Source organism: Photobacterium kagoshimensis (genome assembly GCF_050337045.1).
GTDB lineage: Bacteria > Pseudomonadota > Gammaproteobacteria > Enterobacterales > Vibrionaceae > Photobacterium > Photobacterium kagoshimensis.
The window spans coordinates 38,442-52,137 of the sequence record NZ_JAKJSO010000009.1 but is presented as its reverse complement, the minus strand read 5'-3'; the positions used below and the strand labels follow the sequence as shown (position 1 = coordinate 52,137).

The window sequence follows — 13,696 nt, the reverse complement described above, 5'->3', positions numbered from 1 at the left end:
TCGCATTTGAACTGGGCGCTTTTATTTTCATCAAAACAATCTAGCGCTAGCCTGATACACCAACACGTCTATCGGCTAATTTTCAGTTATAAACCTAATGCCCAACGCATAAAGTCTTTACGACGCTTCTCATCGGCATTTTTATACAAATCGCGTAGTAATGCATCTGCTTGCTGAGGTGTTAAATCACTAACATCTATTTTCGCTGCATTTACAGCAGCAATACCCGTTCCAGCCACGGCCGTTGAAGACAATACAGGTGCAGGTGATACCGTCGAGCCAATTTGATCCGCTAAAATGGCGTTGTAATCGGCAGTCATTGGCGAGCCTTCATACTCAACACGTGTAGTTTGATGTACTACCGTTTGACCTTCAGCATCAACCAAAGTAAACGTCGGCGCCTTAGCATAACGTTTGACTTCTTGCGGCGTATCTATACGTGGAGCAACTAAAATAACCTCTTCCCCATCATTAGCTGTAAACGTCACTAAGATAGGCTTCGAGCTAACAAACCCTAACGATTGCGCCGTTGAATGCGGGTTAGTAGGACTATCAAAACGCACCAGAATATGTTGATCGCCCTCTGGTAGTGCTACTTGTTTAGTCGCCTTTTTAATACGTACTTGTTCTGTTGCCAAAATCTCAAAGTTATTTGGCACTTTAATCACAACATCAGCCCATGCCGCCTGCGCCATCAGTAACGCTGGTAATGCTAATGCCATTAATGTCTTTTTCATTTTTTATCCCTTATTTACTGAGTGCGTTATTGCGGTATGCCGAATAGATGAAAGCCAGCGCAAAACGCTGGCTTGTCTTAGAGCAGTAAATATCAAATTACGCTTCGATTAGAATTCGTAACGAAGACCTAGGTGGTAGTAATCTTCTTTAGCATCGTTCCAACCACTCCAGATATTAGTGTTCTGGCCGTTTTTACCGTTTTCACCGTTACGGTTTACGTAGCTAGTGAAGATAGAAGAACGGTCAGTCAGCTTGTACTGAACTTCAGCCGTTAGATCTTTATATTCAGCATTGTCACCATCTGTATTTTCTACATTACGGTAACCACCACGAACAACCCAATCGTTTTGGAAGTCATAAACAGCTGTTAATTCGTAACCTTTATCTTGAGACGAATCTTTGCTATTGGTGTAGCTTACTTTGTCTTGTGAGTAAACCGCACCTAGCATTAGGTCGCCGATGTAGTAACGTGTACCAACCGCCCAGAAATTATACTTGTCAGCGTTATCAGTACGGTTATCTTCAGCGTTGTTTTGTTGGTAAGCTACAACTGGTGCTAGTTTACCAGCGTTACCCATGTCAAAAGTATAACGCGCCGCTACGTTGTAGCCGTTTTTCATGTGATCGTTGCCAAGGATGTAAGCTGCTGACAGATCAAAATCACCAAAGCTGTTTTGGTACTGTAGCGTGTCATCTTGACGGAAAACTTGTGTTGCGTTGCCATTAACAAGGCCAGCTTGACGTGCAAGTGTTACATCAGACAGTGCGAATACATCCGCGATATCTGTTGCCATGATAAGACCAGAAGCCACACGACCAACCGTTACTTTACCGATGTTACCCATGTCAACACCGGCCCACACGTAACGTGCTGTTAGGTCATGACCTTTGTTTTTACCTTCAGCAGCACCTACTTGGTACTCAGCCCAACCGATCACAGACATTTGATCGTTGATAGTTTGAGAACCACCAAGGCCTAGACGACCATCGAATTGACCAATCGTTTTGCTCGTGTCCGCATTGTTATCACGGTTAGTCACGTTAAAACCTAGACGACCGAATACGTCTACGTTTGAACCATCTTCACCTTGGTAGATAGTTGCAGCTTGTGCAGTACCTGCTACAAGCATTGCTGGAAGTAGTGCTGCTAGAATTGTTTTTTTCATTTTTCTGAGTCCTAATATTATTTTTAGTTATCCCTACTCAGCATGTTCACGGCAGTGGATCTTTCTTGAACAAACCGAATAATTTTGCTTTTCATCCATGAATGATGACTAAACCCTGATGCCATCGAATTTCCTATAAAAAGCATGGGCACTTACACATTTTTGGAGCAAAAAAAGCCAAGTATTTATGTCTTTATCAGTACATTAAGCACTCGGATTAGGCATTACGATAGCGATTAAACCTGAATCGACCCTGAATAAAAACAGCGTTGTTTTGTATTTAGAAATAATTGTTTTTGTTTGTGATTCTGATCGTACTTCTTGATGCTAGATATGAAACATGTAACGCAGAAATGTGCTTGAAGCGGCTAGTTGCAGCTAAATAGTCAGCGGATTACAATAGGACTCTCATTTTTATCTCGGTTAAATTCATGCCTTATCAGTGCCCTCTTTGTCATCAATCACTTACTCAACAGGCCAATACATGGCGTTGCGAGAACAATCACCAGTTTGATCTAGCAAAAGAAGGCTATGTGAATCTGATGCCTGCACATCATAAAAGCTCTAAAAACCCGGGTGATAATAAAGAAATGATGCAAGCGCGTCGTTTATTCCTAAATACTGCTCACTATCAACCGCTGCGTGATCATGTGGTAAACACGCTTAGCCAGAATATGATGCAAGGTGCTACTAAGCTATTAGACATAGGTTGTGGTGAAGGTTACTACACATCAGCTTTTTCTAAGCTGAACGAACAACACCCTGAGTTAAGTGTTCATGGGCTAGATATTTCAAAAATAGCAGTACGTTATGCTGCGAAACGTTACCCTGAATGTCACTTTTGTGTCGCATCTAGCCACCGTTTACCTTTCGCAGATGCAGCTTTAGATGCGGTTGTACGCATTTACGCCCCTTGTCGCCAAGAAGAGCTTCAACGCGCAATCAAAGAAAACGGCCTACTGATCACCGTAACGCCGGCAGCAAGACATTTGTATCAACTAAAAGAACTCATCTATTCAGACGTTCGTTTACACGATATTGCTCCAGAGAATATTGAAGGGTTTACCTTGATTGAAGATGAGCAACTGCATTACGAGATGAGCTTAAACGGTGACGAAGCTACAGCATTGATGCAAATGACCCCATTTGCTTGGAAAACGTCAGAGGCCGTATGGGATCAGCTAGGTAAGGAAAATCAGTTTAACTGTGAAGCTGATTTCTCAATCCGTGTTTACCGAAAAAACAGCCTATAAACGAGTTGGCTCTCGTCCCAACCAACAAGCCCTCAAATGAAATTGATTCTCACTAATTATTGAGAATCAATTTCATCTCCTCTATTATCCTGCCTTTCATCTAGAGTTAAACCCATTAGATTAACTCACACTCTACACATCACGGTTTGGATATATTTAATGAAAAGCATGAAACAATGGCTTTCCCTCAGCTGTATTAGCTTATTGGTCGGCTGCTCGGCGCAATCAATATCATCTCCAAATACTAGCAAAGTTACGCCAACTGCTGCTGCGTCAGACAATATCGCATCAACATTTTATGACTACACCATTCGTTCGCCTCAAGGAGAGGTACTCTCGGTATCAGCACTAGCAGCCCAGTTCCAAGATGCAGACATCATATTAGTCGGAGAATGGCATGGCCACCCAGCCGCGCATTTATTGCAAGCCCAATTGCTGGCTGCGCTATACCGTCAAAATAGTCAACTGGCCCTTTCTATGGAGCAATTCACCCGAGATAAACAAGGGATCATTAATGATTATCTGGCTAATAAAATAGGGGAAGCAAGCTTAACCAAAGACGCTAACACATGGCCAAATTACATCTCTGACTATCGTCCTTTGATTGAATTTGCGAAAACAAATCACCTTGATGTCATTGCAGCGAACGCGCCTAAGCCTATCGTGCGTTGTATTGGCAAGTACGGTGAAGCTTACCTAAACCGCCTACCAACAAATGAGCGTACTTGGGTTGCAGATTCTCTGACACTGACAGAAGATGCCTACCAAGATAAATTCATCAGTTCGATGCACCATGGTGATGAAGCTCAAACTAAACGTCAGTTTGCCGCCCAAACCGCATGGGATGACACCATGGCAGAAAGTATGGTGGACTATTTAGCATCACATCCAAATACTCAAATTTTACATACCGCTGGTCGCTTTCATGTTGAAGAAGGCTTAGGTACGGCATCACGTATTCTTTCACGCAATCCAAACTTAAAAGTCGTGATGGTCACGCCTGTTTCTTCTGAAACTGTCTTGAAGCAAGGAGCGCCAGATTATCAGGTTGAAATGCAGCCATTGCCGAAACAATACATGAGTAAAGAAAAGATGATTGCAGCAATGACGAAGATCCATTCTCGAAACCAGTCATTACAATGCTACGAATAAGGTAATAGATCGCAAAATAGCGATGACGGATATGTCTTAAGGGGATTGGATTGAGTCCCATCGGCGGCCAAGCTTTTTACTTCACTCTACTTTACGTAGCACGAGGTACTGGGACTCATAGGGAGAGATACAGCCGTATCTCAAGGAGATATATAATTCCATTCATAGGAAATAAATACCCCTATAAATGCATTATCACCGTATACCCTGTCAGCGAACTGAACGAAATGTGGGATCCTCTCTCCCATTACATAAACAGTGTAATAAAAAATACTTTTTTAGCGCCAGCTCGCAAATGTTAGACAGCAGGCAAGGATTGTCCGTTGCTTTACTCACAATCAAAGCCAACCCCTTGTTCTACCATTGAAATCCATAATACTGTTATCAACAACTTTCGCGAGATCAGAAGGTTTGGTGACTTATTTAGATGGGGATTATCGCCTCTGCCGCCAAATTGAAGTAAAATGTGATCAGCGCCTGCATAGCAGAGCCCAAATTTGATTTAGGAAAACGATGAAAAAAACATTTGCTTTAACTCACCCAAAGAAAGCCGTACCTCGCGTTGTAGAAGCAGTTAAACACGAAGTGAAGAAATACCTGAAACGCGAGCGCAACAAAGCGCTACCAAAGGGTGCAGATTACTGGGATTTTGATTGTAAGTTTGGTCACACTGAGCAAGAAGCAAAAGTGATCCACGTGAAAGAAATCAACAAGTGTATTGATGAAGCAGAAACGCTAGCGCTTGAGTCGTTCTACCTTGAAATTCTGGCGAAGCCTGCAACACGTGCAAAACGTCAGCTTCTAGAAGACGACGAGTTTTAGTCTTAGCGCCATAACGTTAAGCTACTTAAAAAGCCCAACATTGGGCTTTTTTGCTATCTGTATCTGCTATCTGCTATCTGGGCAAGACTAGAACCAGCGTTCCAACGAAGTACTATCAAGCTGCTTAAATGCGCTATTCAACACTTGCGCCAATTCGACATAACGTGGTTTCGCCTTTACGGGTTCCATCGCATTACCTTCACTTTCTAGCTTTTCATGCAATTCACGATACCAAGTCGCTAACGACGGTGGTAAATCAGTGCGACTACGTCGTCCCAGCCACAATAAGCCCTGCAATGGCATACTCAGTGCAAACAACGCCACGATCATCGCTTGTGGTATTGCGTCATAATTGTGGAATACCATTTGGCTCAATACGCTAATGACAGCCACTGCTGGCATCACGCGAATCGCAAATTGTGTCGCTTTGATATAGCGCGGCTCTGGAAACATAGGAGCCAGTTCTTTGCGCATAGGCCAGGTAGTCATGTAATCCTGCCCATTACGGAACAGTGACCAAATCGATTTTCGACTCATAAAACACCAAACTTCAAATTTTAGTACAACAATTCAAATTAAGTGATAATAAACTTGATTCAAATTAAACTTTTCTAAAAATCTTTTTGTTATATTGCGTAACAATCGCTATCCTACAGCACGCCTCAATTAATTGTTGCTCGTAATTTCCATTATGGCAACTCTAAGGCAGCCTCAAGGATGACCCAGAATTGCGGGTTTCTCAATTCTCAGTTCTACGGATAGAAACGAATTTGACCCAGATTAGGCCGACTGAACAAAAAGTCGTCTATTCTATGGGTACTTTTTTATTCAGATGAATATCAACTTTCAGACAGATTATAGGTAGTCACTCTCATGTCTAAGCTGGTTCTAGTACTTAACTGCGGTAGCTCTTCTCTAAAGTTCGCAATCGTTGATCCTGTATCAGGTGAAGAACACCTAACAGGTCTTGCAGAATGTCTGCACCTTCCAGAAGCTCGCATCAAGTGGAAACTTGATGGTAAGCACGAAGCACAACTAGGTAACGGTGCTGCACACGAAGAAGCTCTAGCATTCATGGTAGATACTATCATTGCTTCTAAACCTGAGCTTGCTGACAGCCTAGCAGCTATCGGTCACCGTGTTGTTCACGGTGGTGAGCAATTCACAGCTTCTGCTCTTATCACTGATGAAGTACTTAAAGGTATCGAAGACGCTGCGACTTTCGCACCACTTCACAACCCTGCTCACATCATCGGTATTAAAGCAGCTCAACACGCTTTCCCAGCACTGAAAAACGTTGCTGTGTTCGATACTGCGTTCCACACAACTATGCCTGAAGAAGCGTACCTATACGCACTTCCATACAACCTATACAAAGACCACGGTATCCGTCGTTACGGTGCTCACGGTACTTCTCACCTATTCATTACTCGTGAAACTGCACAGCTTCTAGGTAAGAAAGAAGAAGAACTAAACATCATCAACTGTCACCTAGGTAACGGTGCTTCAGTTTGTGCAATCAAGAACGGTAAATCTGTAGATACTTCTATGGGTCTTACTCCTCTTGAAGGTCTTGTTATGGGTACACGTTGTGGTGACCTAGACCCTGCAGTTATGTTCCACCTACACGACAAGCTAGGCATGAGCGTTGCTGAAATCAACACTATGTTTACTAAAGAGTCTGGCCTACAAGGTCTAACTCAAGTGACTTCTGACTGTCGTTTCGTTGAAGACAACTACGGCGAGAAAGAAGAAGCAACACGTGCAATGGACGTGTTCTGTCACCGTCTAGCTAAGTACGTTGCTGGCTACACTGCAACACTAGAAGGTCGTCTAGACGCAATCACTTTCACTGGTGGTATCGGTGAAAACTCTGCACCTATCCGTGAGATGGTTCTTAACCGTCTAGCTATCCTAGGTGTTGAAGTAGATAGCGAAGCTAACCTTAAAGCACGTTTCGGTAAAGAAGGTACTATTACTTCTGCAAACAGCCGTATTCCTGCAATGGTTGTTTCGACTAACGAAGAACTAGTAATCGCAGAAGATACAGCTCGTCTGACTGAAATCTAATCTGAGATTATCAGGTTGTTGATTAAAACAGCCTCTAACGGCTGGCTTAGGCCGGCCGTTTTTCATGGTAATCCCATGAACTTTTAATTTTCTTGTGGTGTTGTTCCATAGTTGTTTCTAACCATTTTTGGCCTAAAACGATTACGGAACAGCGCTGTATTGTTCAATAGTTTGAGGAATTCATAGTGTCCCGTACTATTATGCTTATCCCAGTTGGCGCTGGTGTTGGCTTAACAAGCGTTAGTCTTGGTGTTGTTCGTGCAATGGAACGCAAAGGCGTTCGTGTTTCTTTCTTTAAGCCTATCGCTCAACCACGTCATGGTGGCGATCAGCCAGATCTAACAACAACTATCATTCGCGCAAACAGCGACATGAACGTTGCAGATCCTGTATCAATGGCTCGTGCCGAAGAACTTCTTCGTAACGACCAAAGCGATGTTCTACTAGAAGATATCGTTGCACGTTTCAAAGCAGCAACAGCTAACGCTGAAGTAGCATTAATCGAAGGTCTAGTACCCACTCGCAAGCACCCATTTGCGAACCAGATTAACTATGAAATTGCTAAAACGCTTGATGCTGAAATCGTATTCGTTGTGACGCCGGGTACTGATAACCCATCACAACTTAAAGAGCGTATCGAAGTAGCATGTTCTAACTTCGGCGGCACTAAGAACGAGCAAATCTCTGGCGTTATCGTTAACAAACTAAACGCACCTGTAGATGCTGACGGCCGTACTCGCCCTGATCTATCTGAAATCTTTGACGATGCTGAAGGTACTGTTCCTTCAAACGTTGAAGTAATGCAAGTGTTCAACTCTAGCCCTATCCGTGTACTTGGTTGTGCACCTTGGAGCCCAGAGCTAATCGCAACACGTGCAACAGATATGGCGAAGCACCTAAACGCTGAAATCATCAACGAAGGTGAAATCGCGACTCGTCGTATTAAGAGCATCACTTTCTGTGCACGCTCTATTCCTCACATGGTTGAACACTTCCGTCCAGGCTCACTGCTAGTAACTTCTGCAGACCGTCCTGACGTTATCGTTGCTGCATGTCTTGCTGCAATGAACGGTGTTGAAATCGGTGCTCTACTTCTTACTGGCGGCTACGAGCTACCAAAAGCGGTAACTGATCTATGTGAGCGCGCATTCGAAACTGGCCTTCCAGTGATGACGGCTCAAGGTAACACTTGGCAGACATCGCTAAACCTTCAAAGCTTCAGCCTTGAAGTACCAGCTGACGATAAAGAGCGTGTTGAATTCGTTAACGAATACATGGCTAGCCATATTGATGGCCAATGGATTGAATCGCTAACTGAAGGTTCAGCGAAAGAGCGTCGTCTAAGCCCACCAGCATTCCGTTACGAACTAACTGAACTTGCTCGTAAAGCGGCTAAGCGCGTTGTTCTTCCTGAAGGTGACGAGCCACGTACAGTTAAAGCTGCGGCTATCTGTGCTGAGCGCGGTATCGCGGAATGTGTACTTCTTGGTAACCCAGAAGAAATTAAGCGTGTTGCTGAGCAACAAGGCGTTGTTCTTGGTGCTGGCGTAACTATCATCGATTCTGAAGCTGTACGTGAAAACTACGTTGCTCGTCTTGTTGAGCTACGTGGCGCGAAAGGCATGACTGATGTTGTTGCACGTGAAAAACTTCAAGATTCAGTTTTCCTTGGCACTATGATGCTAGAAAACGATGAAGTTGACGGCCTAGTTTCTGGTGCTGTTCACACGACGGCGAACACTATCGTTCCTCCGTTCCAAATCATCAAAACTGCACCTGATGCATCTATCGTATCTTCAGTATTCTTCATGCTTCTGCCTGATCAAGTACTGGTATACGGTGACTGTGCAATCAACCCAGATCCAAACGCTGAGCAACTTGCTGAAATCGCAATTCAATCTGCAGATTCAGCGAAAGCATTCGGTATCGAACCACGCGTTGCTATGATCTCATACTCTACTGGTACTTCTGGTAAAGGTGCAGACGTAGATAAAGTACGTGAAGCAACTCGCATTGCTCAAGAGAAGCGTCCTGATCTAATCATCGATGGTCCTCTACAGTACGATGCTGCAATCATGGAAAACGTTGCTGCTTCTAAAGCGCCTAACTCGCCAGTAGCGGGTAAAGCGACTGTATTCGTATTCCCTGACCTAAACACAGGTAACACGACTTACAAAGCGGTACAACGTTCAGCAGACCTAGTATCTATCGGTCCAATGCTGCAAGGCATGCGTAAGCCTGTAAATGACCTTTCTCGTGGCGCACTAGTAGACGATATCGTATACACAGTTGCACTAACTGCGATTCAGGCTAAACAAGCTGAAGAAGCTAACGCTTAATCGTTTTTAACGACTAACCGTAAATTGAAACGCCTCCATCTCTGATGGGGGCGTTTTTTTATGCCAAGCAGCCAGTATTCCAATCTAACGCAGCAATCCGTATGCTGAGCCTTACAACTACCTTTCGCCCAGAAAAGAATCGGATTATGACGACATGGAAAAAGCAATGGGCGGTGAACACGCTCCACCGCCAACTACTCGAGCTATTCAGCTAAGAAAAATCACACTATTCCGTTAAGTAAAATTCAATACTGGTGACCACTCGAATGTCTTTTTCGATTTTATACAAGTCACCGTATTCCTGCCCCGCATCGGTGATCGAAAAATTCCCCTGACGAGCAGTACGAATGCTGCCCACTTTAACACCGGCATTTTCAGCAAACTCATTGGCCGCTATACGCGCATTTTTAGTGGCAGTTTTCAGCATTTCAGGCTTAATTTGGTTCAACTTGGTAAACCGATATGTCGGAGCATGATTCGAAATATTGTAGCCCTTAGCAATCAACTTATTGACCGCAGCACGTACTTTGGCTATTTCATGGATCTTGGTCGTTTCTAAGCTAATCGTGCCCGTTAAGTCGTGATCTTGTTCGACAACCACTTGGTTTTCATCGCGGTATTCATAGGTACTGTAATCAATCAAACCAATCGTAATTTCTTCGTCAGTAAAGCCATTTACTTTCAATATATCGACAATTTCTTGCTGTTGCTTTTCGGCTAATTGATACAGTGCAGGGATCTCAGCTTTACTCTTCACTTGGTTTGAAAAACTCAGTGACCAGTTCGCGATATCTGCTTCAACACGCTGCTCTGCTAAACCTTTTACTTCAGCCGTGTTCATTGCGACTTTGGCGTTATACATCGTCTGGCCAATGAAATAACCACTCGCGCCCAATCCCGACGCAATCAACAAACTACCAAGCGCTATCCCTAATAAATTCTTGTTCATACTCTGCCTATTCATACATTACTGCGCACATCAATGTTACGCTAATGTCACTAAGCATTGCACCTTTGTGCTTATTGTTCTAGCACTGTATGTTAGGTTTCTGTCAAAGCCTGCTAACCTCATCCCAAAACACCTAAAAGCCAAGTATTACTGACAAATCACATTTTCATTCAATAACATCTGGAGGTGTTTTAGCTACAAAAAAACGCACCAAAGTGCGCTTACTGTTATCATTTTTACTCACGGATCACGTGATATTAATCACTCAGTACAACTGAACACAAGGTCTCGCCCGTAAAGCTTACCACTGACAGTTTATTGTCTTCTAACAGACCAAAACTGGCTTGATGCTCACCGCGAGGGATAGTGGTTGAGCCTGGGTTAAACGCAAAATAGTCGCCATGTGCTTGTGCTACGGGTAAATGCGTATGACCCGAAACAATCACATCACCTTGGCGTAATCGAGGGTGTTTATCGGCATGGTAAAGGTGACCATGGGTTAGAAATAAGCGGCGCCCCGTTGGCAGGAGAACCCAGTTGTAATCTGCCATCATCGGGAAGTCGAGTAACATCTGGTCGACGTCGCTGTCGCAGTTACCACGCACAGCTAAAATACGATCAGCATATTGATTGAGCTGTTCAGCCACTTCAATTGGCGCATAGCCAGCAGGCAGGGCATTACGAGGGCCATGGTTTAACACATCACCCAATAAGATTAAGTGCTCAGCACCGCTTTGTTCAAACGCGATCAGCATGGTACGGGTGCTCTCAGCACAGCCGTGTAAGTCAGAGGCAAAAAACAATTTCATCGTAACTAATTCATAGGTTCTGAGATGATGAGCATGTTACGCCCATCGTATTCAGATTGCTAATTTGTCCCTATCTATATAGCCGTTATTCGTCCCGTAACATACCGTTTAGCACAATGTTGTTATAGCTCACCATGCCTAACACTTTGCCATCTTCTATTACAGGTGCGCGACTCACCCCAAAGCGTTCAAACAACCGCGCACAATAACGCACATCCATCGAACCACTCACAGATAAGGCGGGTTTGGTCATGATTTCATACACATTCGTCCGTTTCGGTGAACGGTCTTTGGCTAACACGTTTTTCGCAATATCGTTCATTAAGACGATGCCATACTCATCATCCGCATCGCGTTTATTTACTATCAAGGCTTTTACTTGTTGGTGTTTAGCAATACCAATGGCTTCAGCAACCGTTGTTACACCTTCCACCATGGCATAGGTATTCATCATGACATCACGCACCCTGACAATCGCTTTATCTGTCATAGTTTATCCTCCACAACTTTGGTGAGCTGCTCGACTTGATGAGCGACACCAACAGCATCTTCAACATCGATTTGTACTGCAATCCCCTGCCCGGAAGCAGAATCAAATTCACCGACTTGCTCTATAGTTTCAAGGATATGACGTGCTAGGTGTTCTTCCACTAAAAGTAAAATCACATCACGCTGCACTTCGAGCGATAATCCAAAGAAGGTGGTTTTTTTATGCAAGCCTTCTCCGCGTGCATTATTAATCACCGTCGCCCCTGTTGCACCAGCAGCGCGGGCGGCATCAAGCACAGCCTCGGCTTTATCATCGTCAACAAACGCTAGTATTAATTTAAAGCGCATTTTCAGATCTCCTTTCACGCCATACCGATAATTGGGCATAGCCCATGACTGTTATCATCGGAAACAAACTCGCAAATGCAATCAAACCAAAACCATCTAGCATAGGATTTCGTCCCGGTACTGTAGACGCAAGCCCTAGCCCTAACGCTGTCACTATCGGCACCGTCACCGTAGAGGTGGTTACCCCCCCTGAATCATATGCCAGTGGTACTATCATTTTGGGCGCAAAAAAGGTTTGTGTCACAACAATAATATAGCCAACCAAGATGTAATAATGCAGCGGATCCCCAGCGACAATACGATAACTCCCCAAAGCAATACCCATTGCTACACCAAGGGCAACCGCAATACGCAACCCATTCACTTTAATGGTTCCACCTGAGACCTGACTGGCCTTAATGGCCACCGCAATCAATGAAGGTTCGGCAATGGTCGTACTAAAGCCAATGGCAGCGGCAAACAGGTACACCCAATAATACTCAGACCAATCGATGTGTAACGGGATCACTTCATCACTATCGAACAAAAAGGCAGGTGCGGTAAGCTGTTGCGCCATTGATTCCCCTAACGGAAATAATGCAAGTTCGAGCCCCATAAGAAAGAATGACAAGCCGAGAATAACAAGTACGAAGCCTGCCACCACTTTGCGCCAATTTTTAACAGGGCGACGTAATACCGCAAACTGAAAACCAAACATGATGATCACTATCGGTAATACATCACGGATCGTACTCAAAAGGGTCGTGACAAAATGGTTAGCCGTTGTTGCAATCACACTCATCCGCGCTCCTTATCATGCTAACCACAAGCCATAAGCCATCACAAAAATCATGGGAGTGAGTGAGGCAAAAGCGATCAAACCAAAGCCATCAACCATGGGGTTTCGCCCTTTAATGGATGAGGCAAGCCCGACCCCTAAAGCTGTCACCAACGGCACCGTAATGGTCGAGGTTGTTACACCACCCGAGTCATAGGCAATGCCGATAATGCTAGGGGGCGCAAACCATGTCATCACCATTACCAAGCAGTAACCGCCAATGATCATTCGATGGATCGGCCACCCTTTAAGAATACGTAACACCCCAAGTACAATGGCAACACCGACAGATAAAGCCACCGTTAACCGTAAGCCTGACGCATAGTCAGCCATCGCCTCTTCAGTCGCGACAATCATACCGCCTTCAGCCGCGACTTCTGCGGCTTCAGACGCCACCGCTGTTAATGCAGGCTCCGCTATCGTGGTGCCAAAGCCTAAGCAAAACGCAAAAATCAGTAACCAAGCCGCACTTCCTTTACGCGCGAAAGCTTGCGCCATTGACTCCCCAATGGGAAATAACCCCATATTTAAACCAATAACAAACAAAGTAAGACCAAACACCACCAGCAATAAGCCAAAGCCGATGGTACCTAGTTGAGGAAGAGGCTGTTGCAACACCACCAACTGGAAAAAGCCAATCACGACGATGATGGGCAATAAGTCACGCAAGCTAGAGAGCATTGATTGTAAAAATGCCGTGAATCCTTTCACTTATCACTCCTTTATCGCGACGTCATACTTTAG

The 13,696-nt window shown here is 44.4% G+C and carries 14 protein-coding genes; 5 read left to right on the top strand and 9 right to left on the bottom strand.

All coding sequences use genetic code 11. The features are described 5' to 3' along the window. Window positions 1-86: 86 nt before the first annotated feature. Both L4C35_RS03625 and L4C35_RS03620 read right to left on the bottom strand, forming a co-directional pair. Window positions 87-737 carry a DUF2057 domain-containing protein gene (locus L4C35_RS03625; protein ID WP_428461600.1) on the bottom strand — a complete coding sequence of 217 codons (651 nt, stop codon included), beginning with the start codon at window positions 735-737 and terminating at the stop codon, window positions 87-89. A gap of 108 nt (window positions 738-845) precedes the next feature. Continuing rightward, the gene (locus tag L4C35_RS03620) at window positions 846-1,904 is read right to left on the bottom strand and encodes a porin (RefSeq protein WP_428461599.1); all 1,059 of its coding nucleotides are present in this window, start codon (window positions 1,902-1,904) and stop codon (window positions 846-848) included. A 431-nt stretch (window positions 1,905-2,335) separates the two neighbouring features. On the opposite strand from L4C35_RS03620, the gene rlmA reads away from it, so the two are divergent. The 3 genes from rlmA (at window position 2,336) to L4C35_RS03605 (ending at window position 5,131) form a co-directional block, all read left to right on the top strand. Next, entirely contained in the window at window positions 2,336-3,157 is an 822-nt protein-coding gene (rlmA, locus tag L4C35_RS03615; RefSeq protein WP_428461598.1) for a 23S rRNA (guanine(745)-N(1))-methyltransferase, read from the top strand. 168 nt (window positions 3,158-3,325) lie between these two features. Further along, window positions 3,326-4,309, top strand: coding sequence for a ChaN family lipoprotein (locus L4C35_RS03610; protein WP_428461946.1), 984 nt, complete (start codon window positions 3,326-3,328; stop codon window positions 4,307-4,309). A gap of 513 nt (window positions 4,310-4,822) precedes the next feature. Beyond that, on the top strand, window positions 4,823-5,131 hold the full coding sequence (locus L4C35_RS03605) for a DUF6172 family protein (RefSeq protein ID WP_428461597.1): 309 nt from the start codon (window positions 4,823-4,825) through the stop codon (window positions 5,129-5,131). Window positions 5,132-5,218: 87 nt separating this feature from the next. Here L4C35_RS03605 and yfbV read toward each other — a convergent pair whose 3' ends face one another. Continuing rightward, entirely contained in the window at window positions 5,219-5,668 is a 450-nt protein-coding gene (gene yfbV, locus L4C35_RS03600; protein ID WP_428461596.1) for a terminus macrodomain insulation protein YfbV, read from the bottom strand. 336 nt (window positions 5,669-6,004) lie between these two features. Here yfbV and L4C35_RS03595 point away from each other — a divergent pair, with 336 nt between their 5' ends. Then, window positions 6,005-7,201 (top strand): acetate kinase, encoded by a 1,197-nt coding sequence (locus L4C35_RS03595; RefSeq protein ID WP_428461595.1) that lies wholly within the window; start codon window positions 6,005-6,007, stop codon window positions 7,199-7,201. A gap of 200 nt (window positions 7,202-7,401) precedes the next feature. Further along, window positions 7,402-9,540 carry a phosphate acetyltransferase gene (pta, locus tag L4C35_RS03590; protein ID WP_428461945.1) on the top strand — a complete coding sequence of 713 codons (2,139 nt, stop codon included), beginning with the start codon at window positions 7,402-7,404 and terminating at the stop codon, window positions 9,538-9,540. Between the two features lie 226 nt (window positions 9,541-9,766). Here the strand turns inward: pta and L4C35_RS03585 are convergent, their stop codons facing one another. The 6 genes from L4C35_RS03585 to L4C35_RS03560 form a co-directional block, all read right to left on the bottom strand. Further along, window positions 9,767-10,489: an SIMPL domain-containing protein gene (locus tag L4C35_RS03585; protein ID WP_428461594.1), complete on the bottom strand. Its 723-nt coding sequence runs from the start codon at window positions 10,487-10,489 to the stop codon at window positions 9,767-9,769. A 257-nt stretch (window positions 10,490-10,746) separates the two neighbouring features. Then, complete coding sequence (yfcE, locus tag L4C35_RS03580; protein WP_428461593.1) at window positions 10,747-11,298, bottom strand: phosphodiesterase; 552 nt, start codon at window positions 11,296-11,298, stop codon at window positions 10,747-10,749. Between the two features lie 85 nt (window positions 11,299-11,383). Further along, complete coding sequence (locus L4C35_RS03575; protein WP_428461592.1) at window positions 11,384-11,788, bottom strand: CBS domain-containing protein; 405 nt, start codon at window positions 11,786-11,788, stop codon at window positions 11,384-11,386. Beyond that, the gene (locus L4C35_RS03570; RefSeq protein ID WP_428461591.1) at window positions 11,785-12,135 is read right to left on the bottom strand and encodes a P-II family nitrogen regulator; all 351 of its coding nucleotides are present in this window, start codon (window positions 12,133-12,135) and stop codon (window positions 11,785-11,787) included. Before L4C35_RS03570 ends, L4C35_RS03575 begins: the two co-directional genes overlap by 4 nt. Continuing rightward, window positions 12,125-12,916: a DUF1538 domain-containing protein gene (locus tag L4C35_RS03565; RefSeq protein WP_428461590.1), complete on the bottom strand. Its 792-nt coding sequence runs from the start codon at window positions 12,914-12,916 to the stop codon at window positions 12,125-12,127. Before L4C35_RS03565 ends, L4C35_RS03570 begins: the two co-directional genes overlap by 11 nt. A 12-nt stretch (window positions 12,917-12,928) precedes the next feature. Continuing rightward, window positions 12,929-13,633 carry a DUF1538 family protein gene (locus L4C35_RS03560; protein WP_428461944.1) on the bottom strand — a complete coding sequence of 235 codons (705 nt, stop codon included), beginning with the start codon at window positions 13,631-13,633 and terminating at the stop codon, window positions 12,929-12,931. Window positions 13,634-13,696: the final 63 nt, after the last annotated feature.

Bases quoted from the DNA above. Each gene is read 5' to 3' on its own strand.
- L4C35_RS03625 (WP_428461600.1), bottom strand. From the start codon at position 737: ATGAAAAAGACATTAATGGCATTAGCATTACCAGCGTTACTGATGGCG.
- L4C35_RS03620 (WP_428461599.1), bottom strand. From the start codon at position 1,904: ATGAAAAAAACAATTCTAGCAGCACTACTTCCAGCAATGCTTGTAGCA.
- rlmA (WP_428461598.1), top strand. From the start codon at position 2,336: ATGCCTTATCAGTGCCCTCTTTGTCATCAATCACTTACTCAACAGGCC.
- L4C35_RS03610 (WP_428461946.1), top strand. From the start codon at position 3,326: ATGAAACAATGGCTTTCCCTCAGCTGTATTAGCTTATTGGTCGGCTGC.
- L4C35_RS03605 (WP_428461597.1), top strand. From the start codon at position 4,823: ATGAAAAAAACATTTGCTTTAACTCACCCAAAGAAAGCCGTACCTCGC.
- yfbV (WP_428461596.1), bottom strand. From the start codon at position 5,668: ATGAGTCGAAAATCGATTTGGTCACTGTTCCGTAATGGGCAGGATTAC.
- L4C35_RS03595 (WP_428461595.1), top strand. From the start codon at position 6,005: ATGTCTAAGCTGGTTCTAGTACTTAACTGCGGTAGCTCTTCTCTAAAG.
- pta (WP_428461945.1), top strand. From the start codon at position 7,402: ATGCTTATCCCAGTTGGCGCTGGTGTTGGCTTAACAAGCGTTAGTCTT.
- L4C35_RS03585 (WP_428461594.1), bottom strand. From the start codon at position 10,489: ATGAACAAGAATTTATTAGGGATAGCGCTTGGTAGTTTGTTGATTGCG.
- yfcE (WP_428461593.1), bottom strand. From the start codon at position 11,298: ATGAAATTGTTTTTTGCCTCTGACTTACACGGCTGTGCTGAGAGCACC.
- L4C35_RS03575 (WP_428461592.1), bottom strand. From the start codon at position 11,788: ATGACAGATAAAGCGATTGTCAGGGTGCGTGATGTCATGATGAATACC.
- L4C35_RS03570 (WP_428461591.1), bottom strand. From the start codon at position 12,135: ATGCGCTTTAAATTAATACTAGCGTTTGTTGACGATGATAAAGCCGAG.
- L4C35_RS03565 (WP_428461590.1), bottom strand. From the start codon at position 12,916: ATGAGTGTGATTGCAACAACGGCTAACCATTTTGTCACGACCCTTTTG.
- L4C35_RS03560 (WP_428461944.1), bottom strand. From the start codon at position 13,633: ATGCTCTCTAGCTTGCGTGACTTATTGCCCATCATCGTCGTGATTGGC.